The organism is Pectobacterium peruviense (assembly GCF_002847345.1).
In the GTDB taxonomy this organism is placed as follows: Bacteria; Pseudomonadota; Gammaproteobacteria; order Enterobacterales; family Enterobacteriaceae; genus Pectobacterium; species Pectobacterium peruviense.
Genome location: NZ_LXFV01000026.1, coordinates 81692 through 105575 on the forward strand (window position 1 = coordinate 81692; position 23884 = coordinate 105575).

Genomic DNA, 23884 nt, shown 5'->3' on the forward strand with positions numbered 1-23884 from the left:
AAATGAAATAATTTGATAATCATTCTAATAATATCGCCAACGCATTCTTATCCAACCAACAATATTAAGGGATAAATAATGTGTCGGTAGATATCGGCACTCATTCAGGAGGAATCGATGTTTAAAATAAAACAGGTGGTCGCATTTACGGCGCTGATGGCGGCGGCAGCGACCAGCTATGCGGCAGTAGAGGCCGATAAGCGTCCGATCAATGAGCTTTATCAGAACGCGCTTCGAGAAGGCGGTATTGTGACCGTCTATGCTGGTGGAGACACACCGGGTCAGCAGGATGGCATCAAACAAGCGTTTGAAAAACGCTTTCCGGGCATGAAACTCAACGTCATTGTGGATTACAGTAAATTCCACGATGCACGTATTGATAACCAGCTAGCGACCAAGACGCTGGTGCCGGATGTGGTACAGCTACAAACCCTTCAGGATTACCCGCGCTGGAAGAAAGATGGCGTATTACTGAATTACAAGCCGATCGGCTGGGATAAAGTGTACCCTGCGTTTAAAGACAAAGACGGCGCCTGGACTGGCGTGTTTGTCGATGCGTTCAGCAACGTGGTCAATACCAAGCTGATTGCCGAAAACGCTTGGCCGACAGAAGCTAATGACTATCTGCGTCCCGATCTGAAAGGCAGTATTGTCTTAACCTACCCGAATGATGACGACGCGGTACTGTTCTGGTTTAAACAGGTTGTTGATAGATACGGCTGGGAATATGTCGCTAAATTCAAAGAACAGAATCCGGTTTATGTACGCGGCACACAGGCTCCCGCAGACGATGTTGAAAGCGGCAAATCAGCAGCGACATTCTCTACAGACGGCGCGCTCGCTCCCGATCAAAACGCCAACTCCCGTTTTGTTCTGCCTAAAAACGATCCGTTTGTCTCTTGGGCACAGCGTGCGGCTATTTTCAAACAGGCTCAGCACCCGGAAAGCGCCAAGCTGTATCTGAGCTGGTTGCTGGATAAAGAGACGCAGAGCAATGTCTGGTATATGTGGTCAGTTCGTACTGACGTTGCGCCACCAGCTGGCTATAAGCCTATCTGGGAATATAAGAACACCAGTCCGCAAGCCTTTGCCGACTTCATGAGCGATCGTGCTGCGGTAGAATCATTCCGCGCTCAGATCGGTCTGTATCTCGGCGAAGTGAAAGGCGAACCGTCTCCGGGTAACTTAGGGCTGCATCCAAAAGAAGCATTACCCCATTAATACGTTATTCCTCGCCTTATAATAAGTAGTCTTATAATAAGATAAAGCCCTTATCACCATAGCAATGGCAATAAGGGCTTTTTTGTCTTTTACCCAGAACACATCAAAATATCAATCGGCTATCTTGTGTATTCATGCCACTTCGGTTCGGCGACGACCTTTATTTTTTGCCCGATAAAGCGCCATATCTGCCGCCTTTAACCAGTCAATGTATTGGGCCATAGTGGGTGAAATCTCCGCAATCCCGACACTGACAAAAACCGCCAACTGCGGCGTCTGGTTCAGGAACTTCAGCGATAAACTCTCTCGGATGCGGTTCACCGCGTCCAACGCATCCCCCGCGCTAGTCTGCGGTAAAATAACGGCAAATTCATCGCCGCCGAATCGCCCGATCACATCCGTCTCCCGAAAACCTGACGTCAGTTCACGCGCCAGCAGCAATATCGCCTGATCGCCGACGTTATGCCCAAAGTTATCGTTAAAGGCTTTAAAATGGTCGATATCAAACAGGACTAACGTGGCGGTACGCTTATAACGCTGGCAAATATCATACTCGTGCTTCAGCAGGCGTTCCCAGTGGTGACGGTTATAGAGGCTGGTCATACCGTCATGAATGCTGACTTCCATCAACATACGCTTGTGCTCTGCCAGTTTTAGCGCGGTCGTGTAGGTGACATAACCCAAAAAAATCGGGTAAATCAGTAACATCGGCAAGCAGGTATAAAGCTGAACCGGCGTGGTATCCAGCGAAATGGGTACAGCAAACAACATAAGAACCAGCACGCAGGTCACACACTGTAATACGATGCCCTGAACAAATAGCTTGATTCCACCACCCGCCGTACCGTTCATACCAACCATCGCGACAATCAGTGCGCTGGGCAAAAGATTCACGCCCATGAATCCTATCCAGATGCCACCAAATGCCACATCAATCAATAAATTACGCTTCTCACACCGCATAGGATCGCGCGAACGTAGGGATAGCGTGTAAGCAATGTGAGGCCAGACAAAGGCATTAAGAAAAAGGAGCCCCCACGCGAGAATCGGCACGGGTTTGGCAATCAATACCGAGGAAATAAAAAGAGAGCACAGTATCGTACCGACAATACGTGGAATATAGACTCGCTGGGAAAAGCGTAGCCCTGAGCGACGTACATCTACCGTCAAAAACATCGGCGACGAGGCTGACATAGCGACCCCCATGCGGTTCACTAACGAATAGCGAGAAAAAAGAACATTATGACTGAAAGCATGTGAGCATCAGTGAACAGTATTTTAATTTATTCTGTTACATAACAGACTCGTGTCGTAACGGCTAAACAGAGTAACACGAATGTTAACTCCCGGTGGTCTTACCCGTGGCTTTCGCGCCGTACCTGTTATTGCGCCGCCATGTCAGTCATGATGGCCGATGTGGCTAAGAGGGAGAGGGTTGTAAACGGTTAATATGAATGGTCAGAAACATAACTTCGTCGGTGGTCAGCCGGCAGTCGTAATTCTTCTCCACATACTCATACACCTTCATCGCACAGGCATAGGCACGCGGCATCAGTTCGGTAATTCCCTGATAGATGGAGTCGTCACCGTGGCTCACCGTTTCCCGGTTTAACAAACGTAGCGCGAAGAACTTCAGGTGCGTAATCAAACGCTGATAATTGAGAGAGTGCTCGTCAAACGTGATGTGGAGATCGTATTTCAGAATGGTCAAAATATCTTTAATGATACCCGCGCTTTGCATCGTGCTCTGCATGTCGCTGTTATTTGTCGCATTCGCCAGATGCAGCGCAATAAACCCTGCTTCATCCTCCGGTAAATCGATATCCAATCTGGAGCGAATCAACGCTAGCGCCTCTAACCCAACGGCAAACTCACCGCGATAGAACTGGCGAATATCCCATAGCATCAGATTCTTGATCGTCTGTCCTTTCTTATGGCGTTGGATTGCAAAGTTGATATGGTCGCTTAATGCCAGAAACAACGTGTCCTGCACATCGAGCCGCAGCGTTTTTTGCGCCAGAGTAATAATCTGCTGCGTGACCGCCAGACAGTCAGGCGGAATATCCGCCAGCAGTTGTGATAGCACGTCCGCGATACCGTCGCTTTTCTTCACGAATTGACTTTCAATGCGTAGCGGATCGATAGGATCGCCGACCTTTTTGCCAAAGCCGACACCTTTACCAATCGCCACAATTTCCCGTTGGTCATCAGCCAGCACCAGCACGGCGTTATTGCTCAGTATTTTTTCAATGATCATCGCATCAGCCGTCCTGTCTCACGGGAAGGCTTGCGACCCTCCCTGCCGTTTAACGCCTCGAACGTCATATTGTCGAGGCGTCTTCTTTCATCATTTACGCTTCTGAGCTATCCAGCCCATTGTTTTTAATGACATCAGCATACCAGTATGCACTTTTTTTACGGATGCGCCGCAAATCTTTCAGATCGAATTCTTCACGGTTAACGTAAATAAAACCATAGCGTTTCGAGCATCCCTGATGGGTAGAAATGAGATCCAGCGCCGACCATGGCGTATAGCCGAAGACATCCACACCATCGGTAATCGCAAGCTGAATTTGCTCAACGTGGCGTTGCAGATAGTCGATGCGATAATCGTCCTGAACCTCACCGTTTTCATCCAGCGTATCAAACGCGCCCAGCCCATTTTCTGTAATGATCAGCGGTAAATGATAGCGATCGTGCAGCTCACGCAAGGTATTGCGGAAGCCGATAGGATCGATTTCCCAGCCAAAGGCATTTTTCTGCAACCACGGGTTGCTTGCGCCACGGTGCACGCCCTCTTCCCCCGATTTTAGGTGTTGGTCACCTCCGCGAGCGATCTCATCCGACCCGTCGCCTTTGCTGGCTTCAACCGTTTGCGAGGTGTAGTAGTTAAACGCGATGAAATCAGGTTTGGCCGATGCCAGAATGTCCATATCACCGGGCAGAATCTCCGGCGTATAGCCTTTTTCTTCCATATAGCGCCAGGCCGCCGTGTTGTAACGTCCGTATACCGCCATATCCAGATAGAGCCAGTTACGGATCGCGTTATAGTTGAACGCCGCCATCACATCTTCAGGCTTCGCTGAGGCCGGATAAATCAACGCAATGTTGGGTGCTGGCCCAATTTTCGCGCCGGGCACTTTTTCATGCAGCGCATTCATTGCTTTTGCCTGAGCCACCAGCATGTTGTGATTCTGCTGATAGAGATTCTGCTTAGGATTTTCCAGCGTCGGATCCAACGTGCCTAATGCAGAACCGTGCAAAATCATCATGTTTTGTTCATTGATGGTCAGCCAGTACTTCACCTTTTCGCCGTATTCATCAAACAGTACGTTGGCGAAGCGTTCAAACGCGTCCACCGTTTCCCGGTTGTACCAGCCACCTTTTTCCTGTAGCGCCTGCGGCAGGTCGAAGTGGTACATCGTGACGATCGGCTCAATACCGTAATGCAGCAGCTCATCGATAAGGTTGTGATAAAACGCAATGCCTGCCGGGTTTACCTCACCGCTGCCATCGGGGATGATGCGGCTCCACGCGATGGAAAAACGGTAGGTTTTGAAGCCAATATCGGCAAACAGTGCGACATCTTCTTTGTAGCGATGATAATGGTCACTGGCGACTTTGAAATCCGTGGTGCCCTCAGGATAGGATGTTCTGGCATCAATCACCGACGGCCCCTTGCCGTCTTCATTCCATGCCCCTTCAACCTGATAAGCCGATGTCGCCGCGCCCCATAAAAACCCCTCTGGGAAACGTTTAAGATGACGGTATTTCACAGTTTTTCTCCTTTCCTTAACGAGATAATGTCAGCAAGACATCGCTGATGTTATGGGTGGCACGCGATCGGGTTGAATTCAGGCAAAAAAAAACCTGATACGGACATGTCTGAATCACATGCGTCGTATCAGGTTTCGCTCAGGCCTAAGCCCGATCACGTCCTTCTTATCGGGTTATATCTGCTAACCGTCGTAGACTCAAACCAAGGTCGGGCAATCTGTGATGAATATCACCGATAATCCCCTCGTCTGAGCATGATTCGTCCCCTACGCCAGCCATCCCAAGAATGCAGACTACCGTTCACCACCATCATGGTCTCGTGCACCGTTAAGCCTAACGAGCCGCTTCAACAGCCTGAGTAGCTTCATTCCATCGGGCGAGCCCAATCCCGTACAGGCGTCCCATCCTTCTGAAGCCACAAACGCCCCATTATTCCCCCGCACGATATCCTTGCAGCTATTACGATTACGGTACAGCAAGGGGGGAATAAACAACGATGCCGACTCGGTCAGTGCGAGCATTCGCGCCAGCAATCCCGCCCACAGCGGCGCGACGGCGCTGGTTCCGCCAACCACGCCTTCCCGTCCGTTGACTTCAATCAGATAGCCCGTTTCGGGGTCGGCATTACCACTGACATCCGGTACGCCACGGTGTTGCAGAGGGTGATGGCCACCGTATTTGTCTGCCAGAGATAACCCTAACTGCCAACCGGGAAGCGCAAAATATTGGCTGACGCCGCCCCCCGTCGCGCTGCCGTCTCGGCTGTGCCAGGTAGTTTCTTCCATTGCTTTTTGCAGCCGAGTGCCGCCACAGGCTAAAACGTAGGGGCTGGAAGCAGGAAAGTTCACATGCAGCCCGTGAGGCTCGCCATCTTTCGCTCCCTGATCGCCAGAGGCCACGCACACAGTGATACCTAATGCAGCGGCGGTTTGAAAAGCCTGGTTGTAAACCTGTAACGATTGCGCTGTCCATTTCGACTCACTGCCGCCCCAGCTAATCGAAATAACCGACGGTGCGTTTTTCTCATCATGAATCGCGGTATTGATTGCTTCTAAAAACCCTGCATCGGTATTCGGGGCAAAATACACCACAATTTTGGCCGCCGGTGCCAACGTGCCAGCAATCTCGATATCCATCTGTACTTCGATATCAATCGGGTTCACTTCTTTATCGCTATCCAACGATGCTGGGGCATTCTTGGCACCTCCCACACAAACATCGACAATCTGCGGTGGATTAACGCCCATTCGTTTAAAATAGTGCTCCAACTGCGGTAAGCGATACCCGCCCCCCAGTTCAATGATGCCAATGCACTGCCCGGCGCCATCATGCTCAGGGAAGTGATAATGCTCAGCCAGCTCTAGCGGCGTATAGCCCAGCGGGCGCTTTTCTGTATTAGAGAACGGACGATTCATACGCAGGCAACAATCCGTCGCCAGACGCTCATCAAGCCCTAGCACGGCGATAACCACGCCCTGTAGATATTCGGGCAGATAAATCCCTCCCGATCTCCCACGAAAAGCCCCGTTTTTGTGATCATAACGGGCTAAGCTCACGCGAAACGCTTGCTCTATCTGCCCTGCAGTACCCGTCAAGAAGACGGTGCGGCTGGCAGGATGTTCACGTTCGATAGATAGCCGATAATGTCGCGCAAACGCACGAACATGCTCGATATCAGCATCATCAGCGCTGAATTTTCTGGCATAACTGGCACGCGACAGCGGCTTATTGGCGTTGATGCCGCCAAATTGTGGATCGATGCTATCGTGCAGTTCGGTGTAATACTCATCATCTGGCGTAGTAAAACGCAGTACCAACATGACCCTGACGCTCTCATTAACATTACAGCGCTCACGGTACGCTGCGTCAGCGATGTTTCCGCGCTCACTCCCTTTCAATAATTGGTAAGTCATCGTCTTCTCTCCCACTCAGCTATTTGCCGTCTGGTTCAATGTGACTCAATGCCACGTAAATCTGGCGTTTGTCGTTCTGTGACAGATGCTCAACATTAATAGAAGAAAGAAACGTGGCCTCTTGTTGAGGCGCAAAATGCCCACCATTCGCGAGATAACGTTTAATACTAATCAGAAGTTGGTCGTCAATCGTGAGTAACGTGGGCCTGATCGTGTCGTTCAGCGAACGAGGTGTCCAGTCGCTCTCCGGTGTCGCGAGCCAGTCCGCCATGTATCGATACTGAATGGCTTTGCTGGCATTCATTAATGAAGTAAAGAACAGCTGTGTACTCTGAGGGGATAAACCAACGGCAGCAGATTGTTCCCGCGCCTTACTCAAAATACGGTCCTCTTGCTTCAAATCCTCAACCGGCAGGTGTTGACGGGCTTTGTACCCCGCAACATCTTTCATGAGCGCCATCCTCTCCTGAATAAGTTGATAGATACCAAGAGAATCATCCTGCACGGCTGCATGCAGAGGGAGACACCAGGCAGAACTCATCACTAACGAGATAACAGCGGAAATAGGCAAATTCATTGGGTTGCACTCTCCTGTCAGCACTACCATGAACATCTATGGCTATGTTTTTATTTTGCCATTGCGGCAGGAGATAATAGATTTCGCTATATGAATCTTCCATGACGAAACTATTTCAATCATTACCCATAGGACACACTTCCTCTTAAAAATTTCCCCATCTGTCGCAATTCCTGCCATTAACGTTTTAAATTACAAGCAACTACGGAATCATGTCTCAGAAGCACAATCATCAACATTGGATGATTAAGATACAAACAATGACCAAATGAAATAGTTCAAATAAGTTATCAAGTGGCGATATTGATCGATAAAGCAAACGCGCACAAAAAAGCCCGTCGTGGCACTTGGCCATGACGGGCTTGATTTACGCCCTAAACGAACGGGATCGATTAGTGATCGGTGAGGCCATACAGCGAGCTACGACGCTGTAGCATTTGACCACCGTCACGCGTCAGCGGTACCCAACCAACCGCGCCACGTTTCACCGTAGGCTCAGTGAACAGCAGATCAAACGGTATGGAGACGTAGAAGCCCTTGCTGAAGCTCCCCTCACCGTATTCAGCGGCGCTGACGTTAGTTTTGGTTGCAAAGGCACCCGCAACAATCCCGCTGTCAAAGCGGCGAGACAAGTCGAGCGTGACCCCTTTATCACCAGCCAGATAACGACCTACGCTCACTTTCGCCACAGCACCTTCTACAAACGGCAGTTCCCAATACGCGGTCAGATGACCTGTCACCACATCGTAATCGGCCATTCTCATGATGTCGTTCCAGTCACGCTGTTTGACATAGTTAACATCCATCCCCAGCGCCCAGCTTTTACCGAACGGACGATACAGCACTTCAGAGCCAACGCCAGCATACATCATTTCCAGATAGCCGCCGTAGACCTGCGTATACCAGTCCTGCGCGGGATTATCCCTGCGGGTCAATTGCAGATTGGTCAATAACAGATCGGAAGATGTGGAATATTCACGCACCCAGGTTCTGACTCGCGGCAATGCCGCGCCATCGGCCGGCGGTGATTTATAGTTAAACTTGTCATAGTTATTCACCAGATTCAGCAGCGCGGTTCCCCCCACGCTCCAGTGATCGCTTAGACGGTAGTCCACATTGCCTTTAAGCGCGATTTGGTACATATAGAAGGATTCAGGACCACCGAAAGACTGCACCAGCGTCGGATCTAATGAATACGTCAGGCGATCGGGCTCTGCGAGCAGCACCTGCTGACCGCGCACGTCAGATACCGGCTCTTTGCGATGCGTAGCAGGTTCAGGTTGACCAAGCGGAATAGCAGCCTGTTGAACCTGATGGAAGGCTTTGGCATCGACTTCCGTACTGGCAATCGGTAAGCGCTGGCTGCGCTGAACAATGTGATATTCATCAAGACTACCTGGGACATGATTCGCCAATACGGTGGCAGCACGCTGTGTGGCCTGCTCACTATCACGATATTTTGTCTGATCGGCAACAATGGTGACCTGCTTTTGGTCCGCGTAGATATCGGCGTCCTTAAAGCCAGCCTTATCATTCAGCTCTTTCGAAACGAGCTGCCAGTTTGTCCCTTTACCATCCTGCACTGGCGCATAGACTGGTGGCGCATCGTCTAAATAGTTTGGTTTCAAACTGTTGAAGTTGGTACGTAGGGTAAAGCCCCACATCAGGGTATTGCCCCGCTGCCACGACAGCGTGGTATCCAGTATATCGCCCACACGGTAAACCGCTCCGATGTTGAAAGGAGAATCCTGCTTGATTTTCTCGCTTCGCGCACCATCTGCAGTCTCATTACTATAATCGTTGCTGTCATACTCGAGTTTCAGGCGCAGCGGATCCCATGGCGTCTGATATTCAATTCCACCAAACAGTGCCGCCGGACCGTGTAAGAAATTCTTAACCTCAAACTGACCGATTTCTGTATTCTGAGTACGATTGCAGAAGCTGGCTTTAAGCGAACAGGCTGGGTTTTTAATATTCCCGCTCTCCGCCATATTGCCCCACCCCATACCCAAGGTGAAATCAAACGGCCCCATACGCTTGCTGGCTACCAGATATTCGCTATCGAACAACCCGGTACCAGCAATATCGCGCAACCCCAGCGATACATCCGGCATCCAGTAGCTTTCCTGCCACAAGCGAGCCTTGAGATCGAAGGCTTTGTCCTTGTAGGTTTGATTACCGCTGAAAGACGCGTCGTCGCTATAAAGTCGGGTACGGATATCGGTATAACGCACCGTTGTTTCCAGCCAGTCAAAGAGCTGGAGGGACACGGAGTAACGTCGATACTCCTCATTGTCGCGGTAGTTAAGGCTAAATTCACCCGTTTCCGCCATGCGTGCGGTTGGCATTTGCAATAAGCCCGTGCCACCGAAATCAGACTGCGACACACCCGCAGGCTGAAAACGCAGATTCGGGTTCGTCGCAGTACGGCTGTTTTCTGTTTCAGCCGCCATAGCCTGCGCACTCAGAATGCCGCCAATCGCCAACGACAGACAGCCTAGTTTAACGTTTCTGTTCTTGGTCATTCGAGTGGGATCCGGTTAGCAAGGTAGTCAGCAAGCTGCTCGTTAAGTGATGACATATCCTGTGGTAAAACAGAAGGATTGAAACCGATGAAGATCGTTTCGCCCGCAGCAGGTTCAATATGCTGACGATTCCACAGCGCTAGCGGTACCTTGCGCCACTGGCCATTTCCCCCAATCAGATAGCCGTAACTATTATCTGCTCCCGCTAAAAGCCGCCGTCCAGCGAGATAATTCTCGACCGACCATCCTGCACGTAGCACAACATTTCCCGACGTCTCCAGTTCACCCACATCGGCGGAGGTATTCACCAAACCGATCAGAGACAGTCTGTCATCATGAGGAGCCACATACAGTGCATATTCCCCCACCAGAGGGTGATTATTTTCTATATAAACACGCACGCGGTCAGGATCCAGATCGGTACGGATACGGCCGGCCACATCAATGGGGTTAAGGGCTTTTCTCAGAAGCCAGGCGGAGATCGCCAGATCGCCATCACCGGAGTTACGCCAGCGCGTTTCCAGCTCAGCCAGTTTTTGCATTAAGACATCGCCCTGTACACGAACTTTCTGTGTCGTCGCGAAATCAGAAATAAGCGCGGTTCGCCAGTTGATGTTCTGTGGCCAGGAAACCTGCTCATAAAACTTTTCAAGACGCGTACCGTCGTCCAGTTTAACAACGGCGATCGTCTCTTGAGGCGATTTCACAGTGAGCTGTGCAGACGTCGCGACACCGGAAACCAGCAGCAACAAGGTAGCGATACGATTGAGTGCCAACATTGCAGCCCCTTATTGTACGTAGGGTTTTAATACGGTGAATGTTACCAATGCCATATCCGGCCCCATATACTGCTGGCTTTGAATCACACTTCCGTTAATCGGATCGAGCCAGTAGCTATTGGTGTAAGATTTATTCAAGGCGGGGACGGTAACCTGTTCATCAAAGCGCAACAGCTCACGCGAGGTATCCAGAATTTTTACTGTTTCTTTGCCACGGGCCTGAAAAACGGACCGGGTATCGTACCCACCGCGGAAGACCTGAGACCACTCAACACGGCTTTGCCATGTCATTGGCGTTGATGTCTTCAATAGACCTAATGTCAGCGGATCCTGTTGCAGGTTATCCACATAGGTAATGTCTTCGCCAAAGCCCTGCGTTTTCACTAAACGACCATGTTGGGTCGATATTATATTTTTATCAGCCCCAATCCATTTCAATTGGTTCTGTTCGGCAAAAACGAGAATGACAAACGCCTGTGGCGCCTCTCCCACTTTTAGATAGGCCGACGCATAGGGTGTATCGGAAACCCGTTTGGCCGTCACATGGGTGTCATCCTGACCAAAAAACGCCAGTTTGAACGTTTTCCCCACCTGCTCCACATTTTGGGAACAGCCAGTCAACACAATCGATAAAAGAGGTATGGCAATCAGCGAACGTACCTTTGCCATTCGTTTTATTTTTGTCATGAAATGCAGTTCTCGTTGAACAGCGCAGCCTGGAAAAAGAAAGGCCACCGAAGTGGCCTTAGAGTAGATATAAAATTAACGGGTGCCCGTCGTCGTTGTCGTACCCGTGCTGTTGTTATCGTCATTGCTAGCAACAGCAACAGCAACACCAACAGCAACAGCGGCAGTAACACCCACTGCAATCAGTGCCGTAGTACCTGCAGCAGCACCCGCACCAGCACCAGCACTACCAGCGGCAGCAGCACCAGCAGGACCAGCTGCATACACACTTGACGACATAGCCAGAACAGCGGCCAGCGCGATTAACGTTTTCTTCATTACGATTTCCTTTTTAACATGAAGTACTTCAGGGTGGAGTACCGTCAAAAAGACCATACCCCGTCCTTCATTCTAGTCAGCACAACAGCAAACATCTCTATTTAGCCCGTTACCGACCGTTACCGGGATCCTCCCAGCAATGCGTTCAATCCAATGGCGATAAAATTCTCTATCACGCAAAGCATTTTTGAGAGGCTACCACCTCTGATAAGCAATACCAGAAAGCAAAACTACAACTCAATTTTTGCAACACCGTTAAAAATAGCAAGATCCCGATGTAATAAACAGCAATGATCTCGGTAAAAAAGCAGATTTCTTTAATGAAATTTACAGTATTCCAGAAAAAAAGTCATAAATATCTTAGCGATATCAATCCATTGATTCACCAATATAATAAAACGCCAGATATTTCCTAATCTGGCGTTTTATTAACAAACCGCATTACCTAAGCATAAGAAATGATTATTCCAACCATTCGGTATGGAATACACCTTCTTTATCTGTACGCTTGTAGGTATGCGCGCCGAAATAGTCGCGCTGAGCCTGAATCAGGTTAGCTGGCAGCACGGCTGAGCGGTAGCTGTCGTAATAGGCAATTGCCGCTGAGAAGGTTGGCGTCGGGATACCCTGCTGAACGGCGTAAGAGACGACATCGCGCAGTGCTTGCTGGTATTCATCCGCCACTTTCTTGAAGTAAGGCGCCAGCAGCAGATTAGCGATATCCGCCTTCTGATCGTACGCATCGGTGATTTTTTGCAGGAACTGTGCACGAATGATGCAACCCGCGCGGAAAATTTTGGCGATTTCACCGTAGTTCAGATCCCAGCTGTTTTCGTCTGATGCCGCTTTCAGCTGTGAGAAGCCCTGAGCATAAGAAACGATTTTGCCTAAGTACAGCGCACGACGTACTTTCTCAACAAACTCGGCTTTATCACCACCAAATGGCTGAGTCGTCGGGCCCGTCAGCACCTTAGATGCCGCAACACGCTGATCTTTCAGTGAAGAAAGGTAGCGGGCAAAAACAGATTCCGTGATCAGAGACAGCGGTTCGCCCAGATCCAGAGAGCTTTGGCTGGTCCATTTACCGGTACCTTTGTTAGCGGCTTCATCCAGAATCACGTCAACCAGATATTTACCTTCTTCATCTTTTTTCTTGAAGATATCGGCCGTGATTTCAATCAGGTAGCTGCTTAACTCGCCTTTGTTCCACTCAGAGAATGTGGTAGCAAGCTCGTCGTTGTCCAGATTCAGCGCCTGCTTGAGCAATGCATAGGCTTCAGCAATAAGCTGCATATCGCCGTATTCAATGCCGTTATGCACCATCTTGACATAGTGACCTGCGCCATCAGCGCCAATGTAGGTCACACAGGCCTCGCCGTCCGCACGTGCGGCAATCTGCTCCAGAATCGGCGCGACCAGTTCATAGGCTTCTTTCTGACCACCCGGCATGATAGAAGGCCCTTTCAGCGCCCCCTCTTCCCCACCGGATACGCCAGTACCGATGAAGTTAAACCCTTCAGCAGACAGTTCGCGGTTACGGCGAATGGTATCTTTATAGAAGGTATTACCGCCATCGATCAGAATATCGCCCTTCTCCAGATAAGGTTTCAGCGATTCAATGGTTTTATCGGTTGCTTCGCCAGCCTTCACCATCAGCAGAATACGGCGGGGTTCTTCCAGGGATTTAACAAACGCTTCAACGGTGTAAGAAGGCACCAGTTTTTTGCCCGGATTTTCCGCGATAACTTCATCGGTTTTATCGGAAGAACGGTTAAAGATGGAAACGCTATAGCCACGGCTCTCAATGTTCAGCGCCAGATTGCGCCCCATCACCGCCATACCGACAACGCCAATTTGCTGTTTGGACATTAAAGCAACTCCAGTCTGAAGGATAACCTGCCTGAAACGGCGACAACGCCTCGCGCTGCGACCTCGCAAGCAATTTAAAAACAGGTCGACATGGTAACTCAGCTTTGCGTGAGTGGGTAGTGATTGGTTTGATAGCGAAAGCCCCGTCAACATGAACATATGGCGGGCAAAAGAAAAAACCGCAGAACGATTCAGCGATCTACGGTTTTACTGCATATTACCACTCAATATTACTTTTTCAGCAGCGCCTTAATACTTTCTTTAAATTCGGCACCAAACTCAGGATTGCGTAATCCATAAGACACAAATGCCTGCGCGTAACCCAATTTACGGCCGCAGTTAAAATTCTTGCCCGACATCTGCACCGCATCGACCTGCTGAGTCGCAATCATATCGGCAATCACATCTGTTAACTGAATACGTCCCCATGCGCCAGGTTCGGCTTTATCCAGCAATGCCCAAGCATCGGCAGTTAACACATAGCGCCCTACCGCAGAAAGATCGGATCCCGTTTCGGATGGTGCCTCGGGTTTCTCAATCATTGAGGTGATCGCGGCAGCATCGCCTGGGTTCACTAGCGGTTTTTCACAATCGACAACAGAGTACTCTGGCAACACCTCATAAGGGCGATGTTTCACCAGCACTTGGCTACGCCCAGTTTCTTCAAAGCGGGAAATCAGCAGCGCCAGGTTTTCCTGCGTCTGATCGGCCGTGCTTTCATCCAGCACCACATCAGGTAACACCACCACAAACGGATTATCCCCTACGATTGGGCGAGCACAGGAAACGGCATGCCCCAGCCCCAGCGTTTCCCCTTGGCGGACGTTCATGATCGTCACGCCTTTCGGACAAATGGCCTGAACTTCAGCCAACAATTGGCGCTTAGCGCGCTCTTCCAGCAAAGATTCAAGCTCAAACGAGGTATCGAAGTGGTTTTCGATCGCATTTTTTGACGCATGCGTCACCAGGACAATTTCTTTAATCCCCGCCCTCACGCACTCATTGACGATCTTCTCAATCACAGGGCGGTCAACCAGCGGCAACATTTCCTTAGGAATGGCCTTGGTCACCGGTAACAAATTCATCCCTAAACCTGCTACAGGGATAATAGCTTTTAATGATGTCATGGATTGACTCTCTTCAATCTGATGGTTTTTATCTAACTGTGTTGATCTGGCCGATCGTTTTCACCCTGCGGGGGGTAATGCCACACGCCACGCATGACACTAAGATTACACCCAATCAGCCACAAAGCGATCTCAAGCATCGACTTTTTCTGATACATCAGACAATTCTGGTGGAGCAGAGTGATATAATGGATCGACTATTCAAAGATATTTTTAATGAAATAAAGACAAAGGGTGGACTAGTTGATGAAAGGGATCGTGCTCGCGGGGGGAAGTGGTACTCGGTTGTATCCAATTACTCGCGGAATTTCCAAACAGTTACTGCCGATCTATGATAAGCCGATGGTTTATTATCCTATTTCGGTTCTTATGCTCGCTGGTATCCGTGAAATATTGATTATCACTACGCCTGAGGATATGCCAGCATTTCAGCGTCTTCTGGGGGACGGTAGCCGTTTTGGCATCGAACTTAGCTACGCGATTCAACCTAGCCCTGATGGACTTGCTCAGGCCTTTATCATCGGTGAAGAATTTATCAATGGGGAACGCTGTGCGCTGGTACTCGGTGATAATATTTATTTCGGTCAGAGCTTTGGTAAAAAACTTGAAGCCGTTGCAGCTAAAGAAGAAGGGGCAACAATCTTCGGTTATCAAGTCACCGACGCCGAGCGGTTTGGCGTTGTCGAATTTGATCAGGATTTCAGAGCGTTATCGATAGAAGAAAAACCGATTAAACCAAAGTCTAACTGGGCCGTTACTGGGCTCTATTTCTATGACAGAAATGTCGTTGAAATGGCGAAGCAGGTAAAACCGTCGCACCGCGGCGAGTTAGAAATTACCACTCTGAACCAAATGTATCTTGAACAAAACAGACTGGATGTCGAGCTGCTGGGCAGAGGTTTCGCATGGCTAGATACCGGCACACACGACAGTCTGATTGAAGCCTCACAATTTATTCACACCATCGAAAAGCGTCAGGGACTGAAGGTTGCCTGCCTGGAAGAGATTGCATTTCGCAAAGGGTGGCTATCTAAACAGCAAGTTGCCGATGAAGCAAAAGTGATGCTCAAAACGTCTTACGGACAATATTTAACCCAACTCATCGCAGAAAAATAATATGCAAATCATTAATACTGCTGTTCACGGCGCAAAAATTATTCAGCCGAAGGTATTCGGTGATGCACGAGGTTTTTTTCTGGAAACGTTTGAAAAGAGACGTTATCAGGAGATGCTGGATATCGATGTAGACTTTGTCCAGGATAATCATTCCCGCTCAAGTAAAGGTGTATTACGAGGTCTGCATTTCCAGAAAACAAACCCGCAGGGGAAACTTGTCCGCGTTGTACGTGGCGAAGTTTTTGATGTTGCAGTAGATATTCGTCAAGATTCTCCTACCTATGGGAAATGGTATGGAGCACTCCTCTCTGAAGAGAACAAAACTCAATTTTGGCTCCCTCCGGGGCTAGCACATGGTTTTGTTGTCCTCTCAGATATCGCAGATTTCGAGTACAAGTGTACAGATTATTATGATCCTAGCGATGAGGGTTGCCTATTATGGAACGATCCTGATCTTGGTATCGAATGGCCAATATCAACCCCACAGTTATCCGAGAAAGACAAAGTAGGAAAGTTATTCAAGGATCTAGCAAAATGAAAATATTACTGACGGGTGCAAATGGGCAATTGGGTCGCTGCTTTCAGGATCGTCTTCCCGCCCACTGGCAAATATGGTCAACGGATGCTAGCGAACTTGATATCACTGATTTAACGCAGATTGAAGCGGCTATAGCACGTTATCAACCAAACGCGATTGTTAATGCGGCAGCCTATACCGCCGTTGATAAAGCGGAATCAGAATCAGTATTAGCAGAAAAGATAAATGCCACAGGTCCCCATAATTTGGCTACCGTAGCACATGAAAAGGGGATCCGATTAGTCCACGTTTCGACGGATTATGTCTTTGATGGAAATGCCACGACGCCTTATCTTGAATCCAGTACTACCAATCCCTTAAGTGTATACGGTAAAACAAAGTTAGCTGGCGAGCAGGCCGTAACGAAAGCAGCCCCCGACGCCATCATCGTTCGTACCGCTTGGGTGTTCAGTGAATACGGTAATAATTTCGTTAAGACGATGCTGAGGTTGGCAAAAGAACGTGACACATTAAGTATCGTTGCCGATCAAAAGGGATGTCCAACTTATGCAGGGGATTTAGCGCAGGCGATTATTTCTCTTATTGAGAAAAATGCGGAATGTGGAATTTATCACTATTGCGGTGATAAAGAAGTTAGCTGGTATGAATTTGCAAAAACCATTTTTGAAATGGCAAAACAGCAAGGCGTTATCGATAAACTCCCACAGTTAACGGCGATAACAGCTGAGCAATATCCTACCCCAGCATATCGGCCTCAATACTCTTCATTGTCGTGTGAAAAAATAGAAAGAATCAGTATAAAATGCTCTAATTGGGAGCAAAGGCTTAAAGGAATAATTAGATATTAACAATCACTATTAACGGTCATATAGAAAAATTGGTGATTTTATCTGATACTTTCCTCATGTCGTCACAAGGCACAAGGCGCTTGTGTAAAAAAACAAGCGCCTTAAAAATCAAACAGTGTCATTTACTTATAAATAAAAACCATAACGTGATGTAAAAAATAATAAACTTAATTTAAGCAATAGATTTAACATTTACGTTCCAACGGTGAAACTAACTGCTTAGATCTGATAATTAATATTGATAATATATAATATGCCCAAGGCTCACTATCATAAGCAGTATATAATGTATTTATCATTAACAATAATGGTAAAAAAACAATCAACGTTAACTTACTATCTTTTTTTCTCATATTAATAAAAAGAGAGAAAAAGAATGAAAGATATAAAACAAAACCTAAAAAACCGATATCTAAGTATGTATTAAGGAATAAATTATGGACATTTGGCTCTCCATTATAATATTCACTAAACCTCGGTAAAAATTGCCTTGCAGAAAGGATACCCTGTCCCAAAAAGCCAATCTCATCATACTCTTTAAAAACAGAAATCCAATATAAAAGCCTAATGGACATGCCATCATTTCTTTCAAAGCTTGTTATTGATGAAATCCTAATGTAATCTAAAATATAAGGCATCGCAAAGAAAACAATAATTATAGTTGTTAGCACAAAAAAAATCTTTGCAAAAGGCCTATCTTTTTTTAAGAAATAAAAAACAAAAATAGCAATAAGTATAAATATAAAAGACGTTCTTGATAAACTGAGAAGAGCAGTCAAAACAGTTAACCCTGCATATAAAAAATGATATTTCCTATATATAATAGAATATAATACATAATGTAAATATCCAAATAACGCAACTTTTGCGCCAAACATATTTTTATCACCACCACCAAATAAAGCAAAATCACTGTCAAATATCTGACCAGCTGAATAAGAATCTCCAGCCGTTATAGATATCCCGCCAGAAATCAATTGCAAAGTAAGAATCTGAATAAAACAAAGTAACATTATAAATCGCAAGTATAATTCAATTGTCTTTAACGAATTAAAACCTCCCGAAACTTTCCTTTCAGATATAGATAAAAAAAACAGTAAAATAGCATTAAGATAAAGTTTAATTAATGCTGAAATCGTATCATCATCTATAGGATGCAATAAAAAAACAACGCCAGAGACACAACAAAAAAGGAACAGAAAAATATTGTAGAGGTAAGTTTTATTTCTTAGCGCCCCCATAAGAGAAATGCAAGCAATTAAATAGAAAAATGGATATATTTTAAATGGCAAAAACGTGGAAAAAACCGCCAACCCGATTAAATTAGATACCACCACATCTTTGTGAACACGATATCCTCTACTTATAGCAAGACTACCACTGCTTTTTCTGTATAAAACATTCATATCTACCAACGTTTTTTAATTTAATTATAGCAATGAAATTCCACACCTAAATATATTTATTAAGTAGATATAAAATACCTTGCGTCTCTTTAATCATTAACGCTTTGTCTGACTTTGATTCTACATTTAAGCGAACAACTGATTCTGTATTAGAAGAACGAAGGTTGAAACGCCAGTTTTCAAATTCTAAACTGATACCATCGGTCTCATCAATAGATAACGCTTTCGGCAAGTAAGTCGCTTTCACTCGCTCTATCGCCTTAGCAGGTTCGCTTAATATGGAGTTAATTTCTCCAGATGCCGGATAAGCCTGCATCCTTTCACTCACCAAATCGCGCAGGCTTTTATTTTTTACACAAAGCAATTCAGCGACCAATAACCAGGGGATCATTCCAGAATCACAGTACGCAAATGAGCGGAAATAATGATGAGCGCTCATTTCTCCGCCGTAGACGGCATCTTCTTGCCGCATCCGTTCCTTGATAAAGGCATGTCCTGTTTTTGACATAACCGGTTTGCCTTGGCAGGAATTAACGATATCAATGGTATTCCAGCTCAGCCGAGGATCATGAATGATTTTGGCACCGGGCTCTTTTTGGAGAAAAGCCTCGGCCAATAAACCAACAATATAGTATCCCTCAATAAACTCACCGAGATGATTGAACAAGAAACACCGATCAAAATCGCCATCAAAGGCAATCCCTATATCAGCCGAATGGGCAATAACCGCATCAGAGGTATCTTTTCGACACTCTGGTAAGAGCGGATTAGGGATACCATTAGGGAAAGAGCCATCGGGCTGATGGTGTACTTTGATAAAAGTGACGGGAATATTTAATTGGTTGAAGCGTGCTTCCAGCGCATCAATAACGTGTCCTGCCGCACCATTACCGCTGTTGATGACTAGCTTTAACGGTTTAAAATTCGCAGGCTCTATATAGGTCATTAAATGCTGAACATAATCATCAAGCACAGAAATCTTTGTGTATTCACCTTTCTCTTCGGCAAGTATCGGGGTAAAAACATTGTTCTCTGCCAATACCTGAATATCGCGCAATCCCGAATCACCACTAATTGGCTTAGCACCTTTGCAAACCAATTTCATACCGTTGTAATCAATTGGGTTATGGCTTGCGGTGACTTCAATGCCTCCGTCAATCCCCAGATGATGTGTCGCGAAATAGATCTCTTCTGTACCGACTAATCCGATATCTAATACGTTTGTTCCTGCATCCCGTAGGCCATCGGACAACGCTAATTTCAAACTCTCGCTGGTTAGCCTGACATCACCGCCAACAACAACATTTTTGGCTCTTGTAAACTGACCATAAGCCCGACCAATCCGGTAAGCAATATCTTCATTAAGTTCGTCGCCCAGACGACCCCGAATATCATAGGCTTTAAAACAGGTGAGCGTAGACATCAATAATACCTTTTATATTCTGCCGTATCGATCTTGCAGTCTGACGATGTCATCGTCAGCCAAATAGTGTCCTGAACGTACCTCAATCATTACAAGATCAATAACGCCAGGGTTTTCTAAAGTATGAACAGCCCCAGGCGGAATAAACGTAGATTGATTTTCTGAAAGGAAAAACTCTTTTTCATCAATATTGACTTTGGCCGTGCCCACTAACACAACCCAATGCTCTGCCCGATGGAAATGTTGTTGCAGAGAGAGGCCATGCCCAGGGTGAACGATTATTTTTTTTACCTGGTAATGATCGCCAGAATCAATATTGCTAATTTTACCCCAAGGACGAAATGACTCATGGTGTTCACGGTAGTGATGGAGATTACTTTCTTTCAGCCGATCGACCACTTTTTTTACATCTTGCGATCTATCTTTAGCGGCGACCAAAAGCGCATCTCCGGTATTAACAATGACAACATCATTAATGCCGATTGTTGCAACCAATGCCGAGTCAGAAGAGATATAGTTATTATGGCTATCGAGCGCGATTACCTCACCAATATTAACGTTACCCGATTCGTCCTTTTCTAAAATGTCCCATAGCGATGACCATGAGCCGACATCACTCCATCCAGCAGCCAATGGAATAACGACCGCATCACTGGTTTTCTCCATGACGGCATAGTCGACAGAATCATCTGGGCAACGAGTAAAGGCTATTTCATTAAGACGTGTAAAATCTAGATCTTCACTGGAATCAGCGCAAGCCTGTTCACAGGCAGCGAAAATATCTGGTCGATGTTCCTGGAGCGATTTAAGGTAAGAACTTGCCTTAAACATAAACATTCCACTGTTCCAATAGTAGTCGCCCGATGAAAAATATTCCTCGGCTGTACTTAGATTAGGTTTTTCAACAAAACAGTCAACAGGAAATGCTATTCCATCAGCGCTAATACCACGGCGGATATAGCCATATCCTGTATGTGCTTCAGTTGGTACAATTCCAAAAGTAATTAATTTTCCTAAAGCGGCTAATGGCTCTGCCAGCTTAACAGCATCAGTAAAAGCCGATTCATTTTGAATTACATGATCTGCGGCCAATACTAACAATATAGGATCATGTGTAGGTGTTTCTCTCATCGATAGCAACGCTGCCACAGCAATAGCTGGTGCAGTATTACGACCTATTGGCTCCAATACTATTTTTCCACTCGTGTTCAGCTCTCTGAGTTGCTCTGCGACTATAAATCGGTGCTCTTCGTTGCAAATAACTAATGGCTTCTCTGCCTTTAACTGCTTCAGACGTTTTATCGTTGCTTTGAGCATTGTCTCATCGCCACATAACGCAATTAGCTGTTTAGGATATTGAGTACGAGAGAGTGGCCATAAACGAGTTCCTGAACCGCCAGCCATAATAACAGGGAAAATCATTTCATTTCCTTTTACATCGAAAAAAACATAAAATACGTTTCCGTTCGGGTACAAAAAAAAGTAAGACAACGAGAAATTTCACTATCTAACAGATTTAATTAACGGAGCTACTTTTTTCTGAATAAATGGAAGTTTGTAGGCATAAAAACCCAGAGTCCCAAATTTAAAAAAAAGCTGAGTGAAAATTTTTCTTTTTCCCATTTTTCTATAACACTCAGCAACACTCTCTTTTACACTTTCTGAACCAGAATGGCCCACAATCAATGAACTATAAAACCAAGGGCGTTCTCTCAGCAGCACGCTCAAAAACTCATGCCTGACACCTTGATTTTCATAGAAATCATATGCAAGATTGACATATCCGGTTAAATCAATTTCTATTCTTTTTGCAAGTCCATTCTCTAAAAATGTGTCATTCCCCCCCCGGCACCAAGCTAAAGGCTGAGAAATATATTGCAACTTAAATAAATCAGAATTTTTTATCATTGATAATACAACATAAACATGTGCATATGCTGAACCAATATAATCTTCGTCAAAAAAAACTGCGTTCCATTTATCTCTTTTTACGATTAAAGAACTTAGATAACTGAAGACACCACCTAATGTTCGGCACTTCTTGAAATAATCTATATAGTCTTTTTTATTTTCAAATGAAAAAACAGCACTATCAGAACTCAACCACTCTCGATGTTCAAACTTTATGTTCTTCATATCTACATCAAACTCTTTTCGATTGCATAGATATAAATCACATTCTTTCGAAATAAAAATTTCTAATTGCTGAAGCGCATCAGAAGATAATATATCGTCACTTCCCAGTAACCAACAGTAATCTCCTGAAGCTAAGGAGACTGCCGATAAATAATTCCTATCAGGACCAATATTTTTTTCATTTTTCTTATAGACAATCTGAATCCCATACATATCTTTCCATCTTTCTATTGATTCAGTGGTTCCGTCAGTTGAAGCATTATCGGAGATACATATCTCTATATCAAATGAATGCCCCTCTTGGATGCTTATACTATTTATTAACTCCCCCAGAACATCACATCGATTATACGTTGGGATGCAAAATGAAATTTTCATCTTATTTAGCCTTAATTAACTTGCAATAAAAATATGGAAGCCCCCAAACAACAGTGGCAATGAAAGATAATGAAAGTCCTAAAAGCATCCCTACAATTCCATATTTTTCAGTAAAAAACCATTGCGCGCTAAAACCTACCACCACTTGAATAGGTACGAGATAAAGCAGTGGTTTCAGATAATTCATACTTTGTAAAAGCATAGCAAACGTATCACACCAAACTCGAATTATAAAATAAGCACCAAACATTAAAAAAACAGAGTAATTTATATTTAAATCTATTTTAGTAGAAATAAATGGTATTATTTCATCTTTAATAAGAAAGATAAAAAAAGTAAATAAAAAAATAAAAACAGAGCCAAGGATTATGTTTATTATTACTATTTTATTTAACCTCTCCCAATTTTTCCCCACACACAACTCAGCACATACAGGCCATAGCGCTTGCAAAACAGCGCTGTAGATAAAAAATAGCAAAGAAAAAATTTTCATTAACACAGAATACACGACAATGTCAGATGCGGATAGCTTCTGAGACATAACAATATAATCAGCTTGCAATACAAGGACAGATAAAAGAGCGAAAAAGAAGAATCCCCGACCTCTTTTTATAAGTGCGACATAGTCCTTTACTTTCACATCTCCATTAATATCTTTAAGATATCTATTAACCAAAAAAAACATAGTAAAGAAAGATAAAGGAATAAACATTATAGCCAATGATAATTTTACACTTAATCCCATATGCATTTTATGGGCAAACCAAACTCCAAAAAAACCAAATAAGTAAGAAACTGCATTTACTGCATTTGCTTTCCAGCCAGCTTGTTCTGCGAACCATATTTTACAGATGATGCTACCGATACCAACAGAACAAAATATTACACTCGCAACAAAGAAAACATTACCTTTATTACCTATTTCTAAATAGGAGAAATTAGATAAATATATACCAGATAAGAAATCAGATGATACATAGAGTATAAGAACTAAAAACAACATCCCTAAAAACACAATATCAAAAGATGCTTTTATATATTGATTATAATTTTCACCTCTTGCTCTTGACTCTGAAATATAATTTTGGAGACTACTACCTATACCAAAATCAGCTATACCGCCCCAAACCAAAAGTCCCGACAGAAGAACAAATGCAGCATATCCTTTTTCCCCCATCATATCCAAAAGGTAACGAATAGATGCAACTTGAGATAATGCAATTACTATTTTTGCAACCCAAGATGA

20 protein-coding genes are annotated in these 23884 nt (G+C 45.5%); 4 read left to right on the top strand and 16 right to left on the bottom strand.

Translation table 11 applies throughout. The features are described from left to right. Positions 1–117 precede the first annotated feature (117 nt). Entirely contained in the window at positions 118–1221 is a 1104-nt protein-coding gene (locus A0G03_RS17795; protein WP_048259399.1) for an ABC transporter substrate-binding protein, read from the top strand. A gap of 132 nt (positions 1222–1353) precedes the next feature. Here the strand turns inward: A0G03_RS17795 and adrA are convergent, their stop codons facing one another. From adrA to A0G03_RS17850, 11 genes are all read right to left on the bottom strand, one after another. Further along, on the bottom strand, positions 1354–2415 hold the full coding sequence (gene adrA, locus A0G03_RS17800) for a diguanylate cyclase AdrA (protein WP_048259398.1): 1062 nt from the start codon (positions 2413–2415) through the stop codon (positions 1354–1356). Between the two features lie 226 nt (positions 2416–2641). Continuing rightward, positions 2642–3478 carry a BglG family transcription antiterminator LicT gene (gene licT, locus A0G03_RS17805; RefSeq protein ID WP_048259397.1) on the bottom strand — a complete coding sequence of 279 codons (837 nt, stop codon included), beginning with the start codon at positions 3476–3478 and terminating at the stop codon, positions 2642–2644. Between the two features lie 94 nt (positions 3479–3572). Beyond that, a complete protein-coding gene (locus A0G03_RS17810; RefSeq protein WP_048259396.1) occupies positions 3573–4997 on the bottom strand; it encodes a glycoside hydrolase family 1 protein in 1425 nt (474 codons plus the stop codon). Between the two features lie 294 nt (positions 4998–5291). Continuing rightward, a complete protein-coding gene (locus A0G03_RS17815; RefSeq protein WP_048259395.1) occupies positions 5292–6911 on the bottom strand; it encodes a S53 family peptidase in 1620 nt (539 codons plus the stop codon). Positions 6912–6930: 19 nt separating this feature from the next. After that, complete coding sequence (locus A0G03_RS17820) at positions 6931–7488, bottom strand: chorismate mutase (protein ID WP_048259394.1); 558 nt, start codon at positions 7486–7488, stop codon at positions 6931–6933. A 392-nt stretch (positions 7489–7880) separates the two neighbouring features. After that, positions 7881–10013 carry a YjbH domain-containing protein gene (locus tag A0G03_RS17825; protein ID WP_048259392.1) on the bottom strand — a complete coding sequence of 711 codons (2133 nt, stop codon included), beginning with the start codon at positions 10011–10013 and terminating at the stop codon, positions 7881–7883. Then, a complete protein-coding gene (locus A0G03_RS17830; protein ID WP_048259391.1) occupies positions 10010–10792 on the bottom strand; it encodes a capsule biosynthesis GfcC family protein in 783 nt (260 codons plus the stop codon). The genes A0G03_RS17825 and A0G03_RS17830 overlap by 4 nt, the downstream gene beginning before the upstream one ends. 9 nt (positions 10793–10801) lie before the next feature. Further along, on the bottom strand, positions 10802–11479 hold the full coding sequence (locus tag A0G03_RS17835; protein ID WP_048259390.1) for a YjbF family lipoprotein: 678 nt from the start codon (positions 11477–11479) through the stop codon (positions 10802–10804). Between the two features lie 75 nt (positions 11480–11554). Then, positions 11555–11797 carry an exopolysaccharide production protein YjbE gene (gene yjbE / locus A0G03_RS21785; RefSeq protein WP_048259389.1) on the bottom strand — a complete coding sequence of 81 codons (243 nt, stop codon included), beginning with the start codon at positions 11795–11797 and terminating at the stop codon, positions 11555–11557. A 462-nt stretch (positions 11798–12259) separates the two neighbouring features. Further along, on the bottom strand, positions 12260–13666 hold the full coding sequence (gndA, locus tag A0G03_RS17845) for an NADP-dependent phosphogluconate dehydrogenase (protein WP_048259388.1): 1407 nt from the start codon (positions 13664–13666) through the stop codon (positions 12260–12262). A 230-nt stretch (positions 13667–13896) separates the two neighbouring features. Further along, positions 13897–14793, bottom strand: coding sequence for a sugar phosphate nucleotidyltransferase (locus tag A0G03_RS17850; RefSeq protein ID WP_048259386.1), 897 nt, complete (start codon positions 14791–14793; stop codon positions 13897–13899). A gap of 246 nt (positions 14794–15039) precedes the next feature. Here A0G03_RS17850 and rfbA point away from each other — a divergent pair, with 246 nt between their 5' ends. The 3 genes from rfbA to rfbD are packed head-to-tail and all read left to right on the top strand — an operon-like array spanning position 15040 to position 17295. After that, on the top strand, positions 15040–15909 hold the full coding sequence (rfbA, locus tag A0G03_RS17855) for a glucose-1-phosphate thymidylyltransferase RfbA (RefSeq protein WP_048259385.1): 870 nt from the start codon (positions 15040–15042) through the stop codon (positions 15907–15909). Position 15910: 1 nt separating this feature from the next. Next, positions 15911–16447: a dTDP-4-dehydrorhamnose 3,5-epimerase gene (rfbC, locus tag A0G03_RS17860; protein WP_048259384.1), complete on the top strand. Its 537-nt coding sequence runs from the start codon at positions 15911–15913 to the stop codon at positions 16445–16447. Beyond that, positions 16444–17295, top strand: coding sequence for a dTDP-4-dehydrorhamnose reductase (rfbD, locus tag A0G03_RS17865; RefSeq protein ID WP_048259383.1), 852 nt, complete (start codon positions 16444–16446; stop codon positions 17293–17295). Before rfbC ends, rfbD begins: the two co-directional genes overlap by 4 nt. 185 nt (positions 17296–17480) lie before the next feature. On the opposite strand, the gene A0G03_RS17870 is transcribed toward rfbD, so the two are convergent. The 5 genes from A0G03_RS17870 to A0G03_RS17890 form a co-directional block, all read right to left on the bottom strand. Next, positions 17481–18701, bottom strand: coding sequence for an O-antigen ligase family protein (locus tag A0G03_RS17870; protein ID WP_080965221.1), 1221 nt, complete (start codon positions 18699–18701; stop codon positions 17481–17483). Positions 18702–18747: 46 nt separating this feature from the next. Further along, the gene (gene cpsG / locus A0G03_RS17875; protein ID WP_048259382.1) at positions 18748–20124 is read right to left on the bottom strand and encodes a phosphomannomutase CpsG; all 1377 of its coding nucleotides are present in this window, start codon (positions 20122–20124) and stop codon (positions 18748–18750) included. A gap of 12 nt (positions 20125–20136) precedes the next feature. Then, positions 20137–21546 carry a mannose-1-phosphate guanylyltransferase/mannose-6-phosphate isomerase gene (locus tag A0G03_RS17880; RefSeq protein WP_048259380.1) on the bottom strand — a complete coding sequence of 470 codons (1410 nt, stop codon included), beginning with the start codon at positions 21544–21546 and terminating at the stop codon, positions 20137–20139. Between the two features lie 81 nt (positions 21547–21627). Next, positions 21628–22638: a glycosyltransferase family 2 protein gene (locus A0G03_RS17885; protein ID WP_072062009.1), complete on the bottom strand. Its 1011-nt coding sequence runs from the start codon at positions 22636–22638 to the stop codon at positions 21628–21630. A gap of 1 nt (position 22639) precedes the next feature. Next, on the bottom strand, positions 22640–23884 hold a 1245-nt coding region (locus A0G03_RS17890), incomplete at its 5' end, for an MATE family efflux transporter (RefSeq protein WP_101749534.1).

Bases quoted from the DNA above. Each gene is read 5' to 3' on its own strand.
- A0G03_RS17795 (WP_048259399.1), top strand. From the start codon at position 118: ATGTTTAAAATAAAACAGGTGGTCGCATTTACGGCGCTGATGGCGGCG.
- adrA (WP_048259398.1), bottom strand. From the start codon at position 2,415: ATGTCAGCCTCGTCGCCGATGTTTTTGACGGTAGATGTACGTCGCTCA.
- licT (WP_048259397.1), bottom strand. From the start codon at position 3,478: ATGATCATTGAAAAAATACTGAGCAATAACGCCGTGCTGGTGCTGGCT.
- A0G03_RS17815 (WP_048259395.1), bottom strand. From the start codon at position 6,911: ATGACTTACCAATTATTGAAAGGGAGTGAGCGCGGAAACATCGCTGAC.
- A0G03_RS17820 (WP_048259394.1), bottom strand. From the start codon at position 7,488: ATGAATTTGCCTATTTCCGCTGTTATCTCGTTAGTGATGAGTTCTGCC.
- A0G03_RS17825 (WP_048259392.1), bottom strand. From the start codon at position 10,013: ATGACCAAGAACAGAAACGTTAAACTAGGCTGTCTGTCGTTGGCGATT.
- A0G03_RS17830 (WP_048259391.1), bottom strand. From the start codon at position 10,792: ATGTTGGCACTCAATCGTATCGCTACCTTGTTGCTGCTGGTTTCCGGT.
- A0G03_RS17835 (WP_048259390.1), bottom strand. From the start codon at position 11,479: ATGACAAAAATAAAACGAATGGCAAAGGTACGTTCGCTGATTGCCATA.
- yjbE (WP_048259389.1), bottom strand. From the start codon at position 11,797: ATGAAGAAAACGTTAATCGCGCTGGCCGCTGTTCTGGCTATGTCGTCA.
- gndA (WP_048259388.1), bottom strand. From the start codon at position 13,666: ATGTCCAAACAGCAAATTGGCGTTGTCGGTATGGCGGTGATGGGGCGC.
- A0G03_RS17850 (WP_048259386.1), bottom strand. From the start codon at position 14,793: ATGACATCATTAAAAGCTATTATCCCTGTAGCAGGTTTAGGGATGAAT.
- rfbA (WP_048259385.1), top strand. From the start codon at position 15,040: ATGAAAGGGATCGTGCTCGCGGGGGGAAGTGGTACTCGGTTGTATCCA.
- rfbC (WP_048259384.1), top strand. From the start codon at position 15,911: ATGCAAATCATTAATACTGCTGTTCACGGCGCAAAAATTATTCAGCCG.
- rfbD (WP_048259383.1), top strand. From the start codon at position 16,444: ATGAAAATATTACTGACGGGTGCAAATGGGCAATTGGGTCGCTGCTTT.
- A0G03_RS17870 (WP_080965221.1), bottom strand. From the start codon at position 18,701: ATGAATGTTTTATACAGAAAAAGCAGTGGTAGTCTTGCTATAAGTAGA.
- cpsG (WP_048259382.1), bottom strand. From the start codon at position 20,124: ATGTCTACGCTCACCTGTTTTAAAGCCTATGATATTCGGGGTCGTCTG.
- A0G03_RS17880 (WP_048259380.1), bottom strand. From the start codon at position 21,546: ATGATTTTCCCTGTTATTATGGCTGGCGGTTCAGGAACTCGTTTATGG.
- A0G03_RS17885 (WP_072062009.1), bottom strand. From the start codon at position 22,638: ATGAAAATTTCATTTTGCATCCCAACGTATAATCGATGTGATGTTCTG.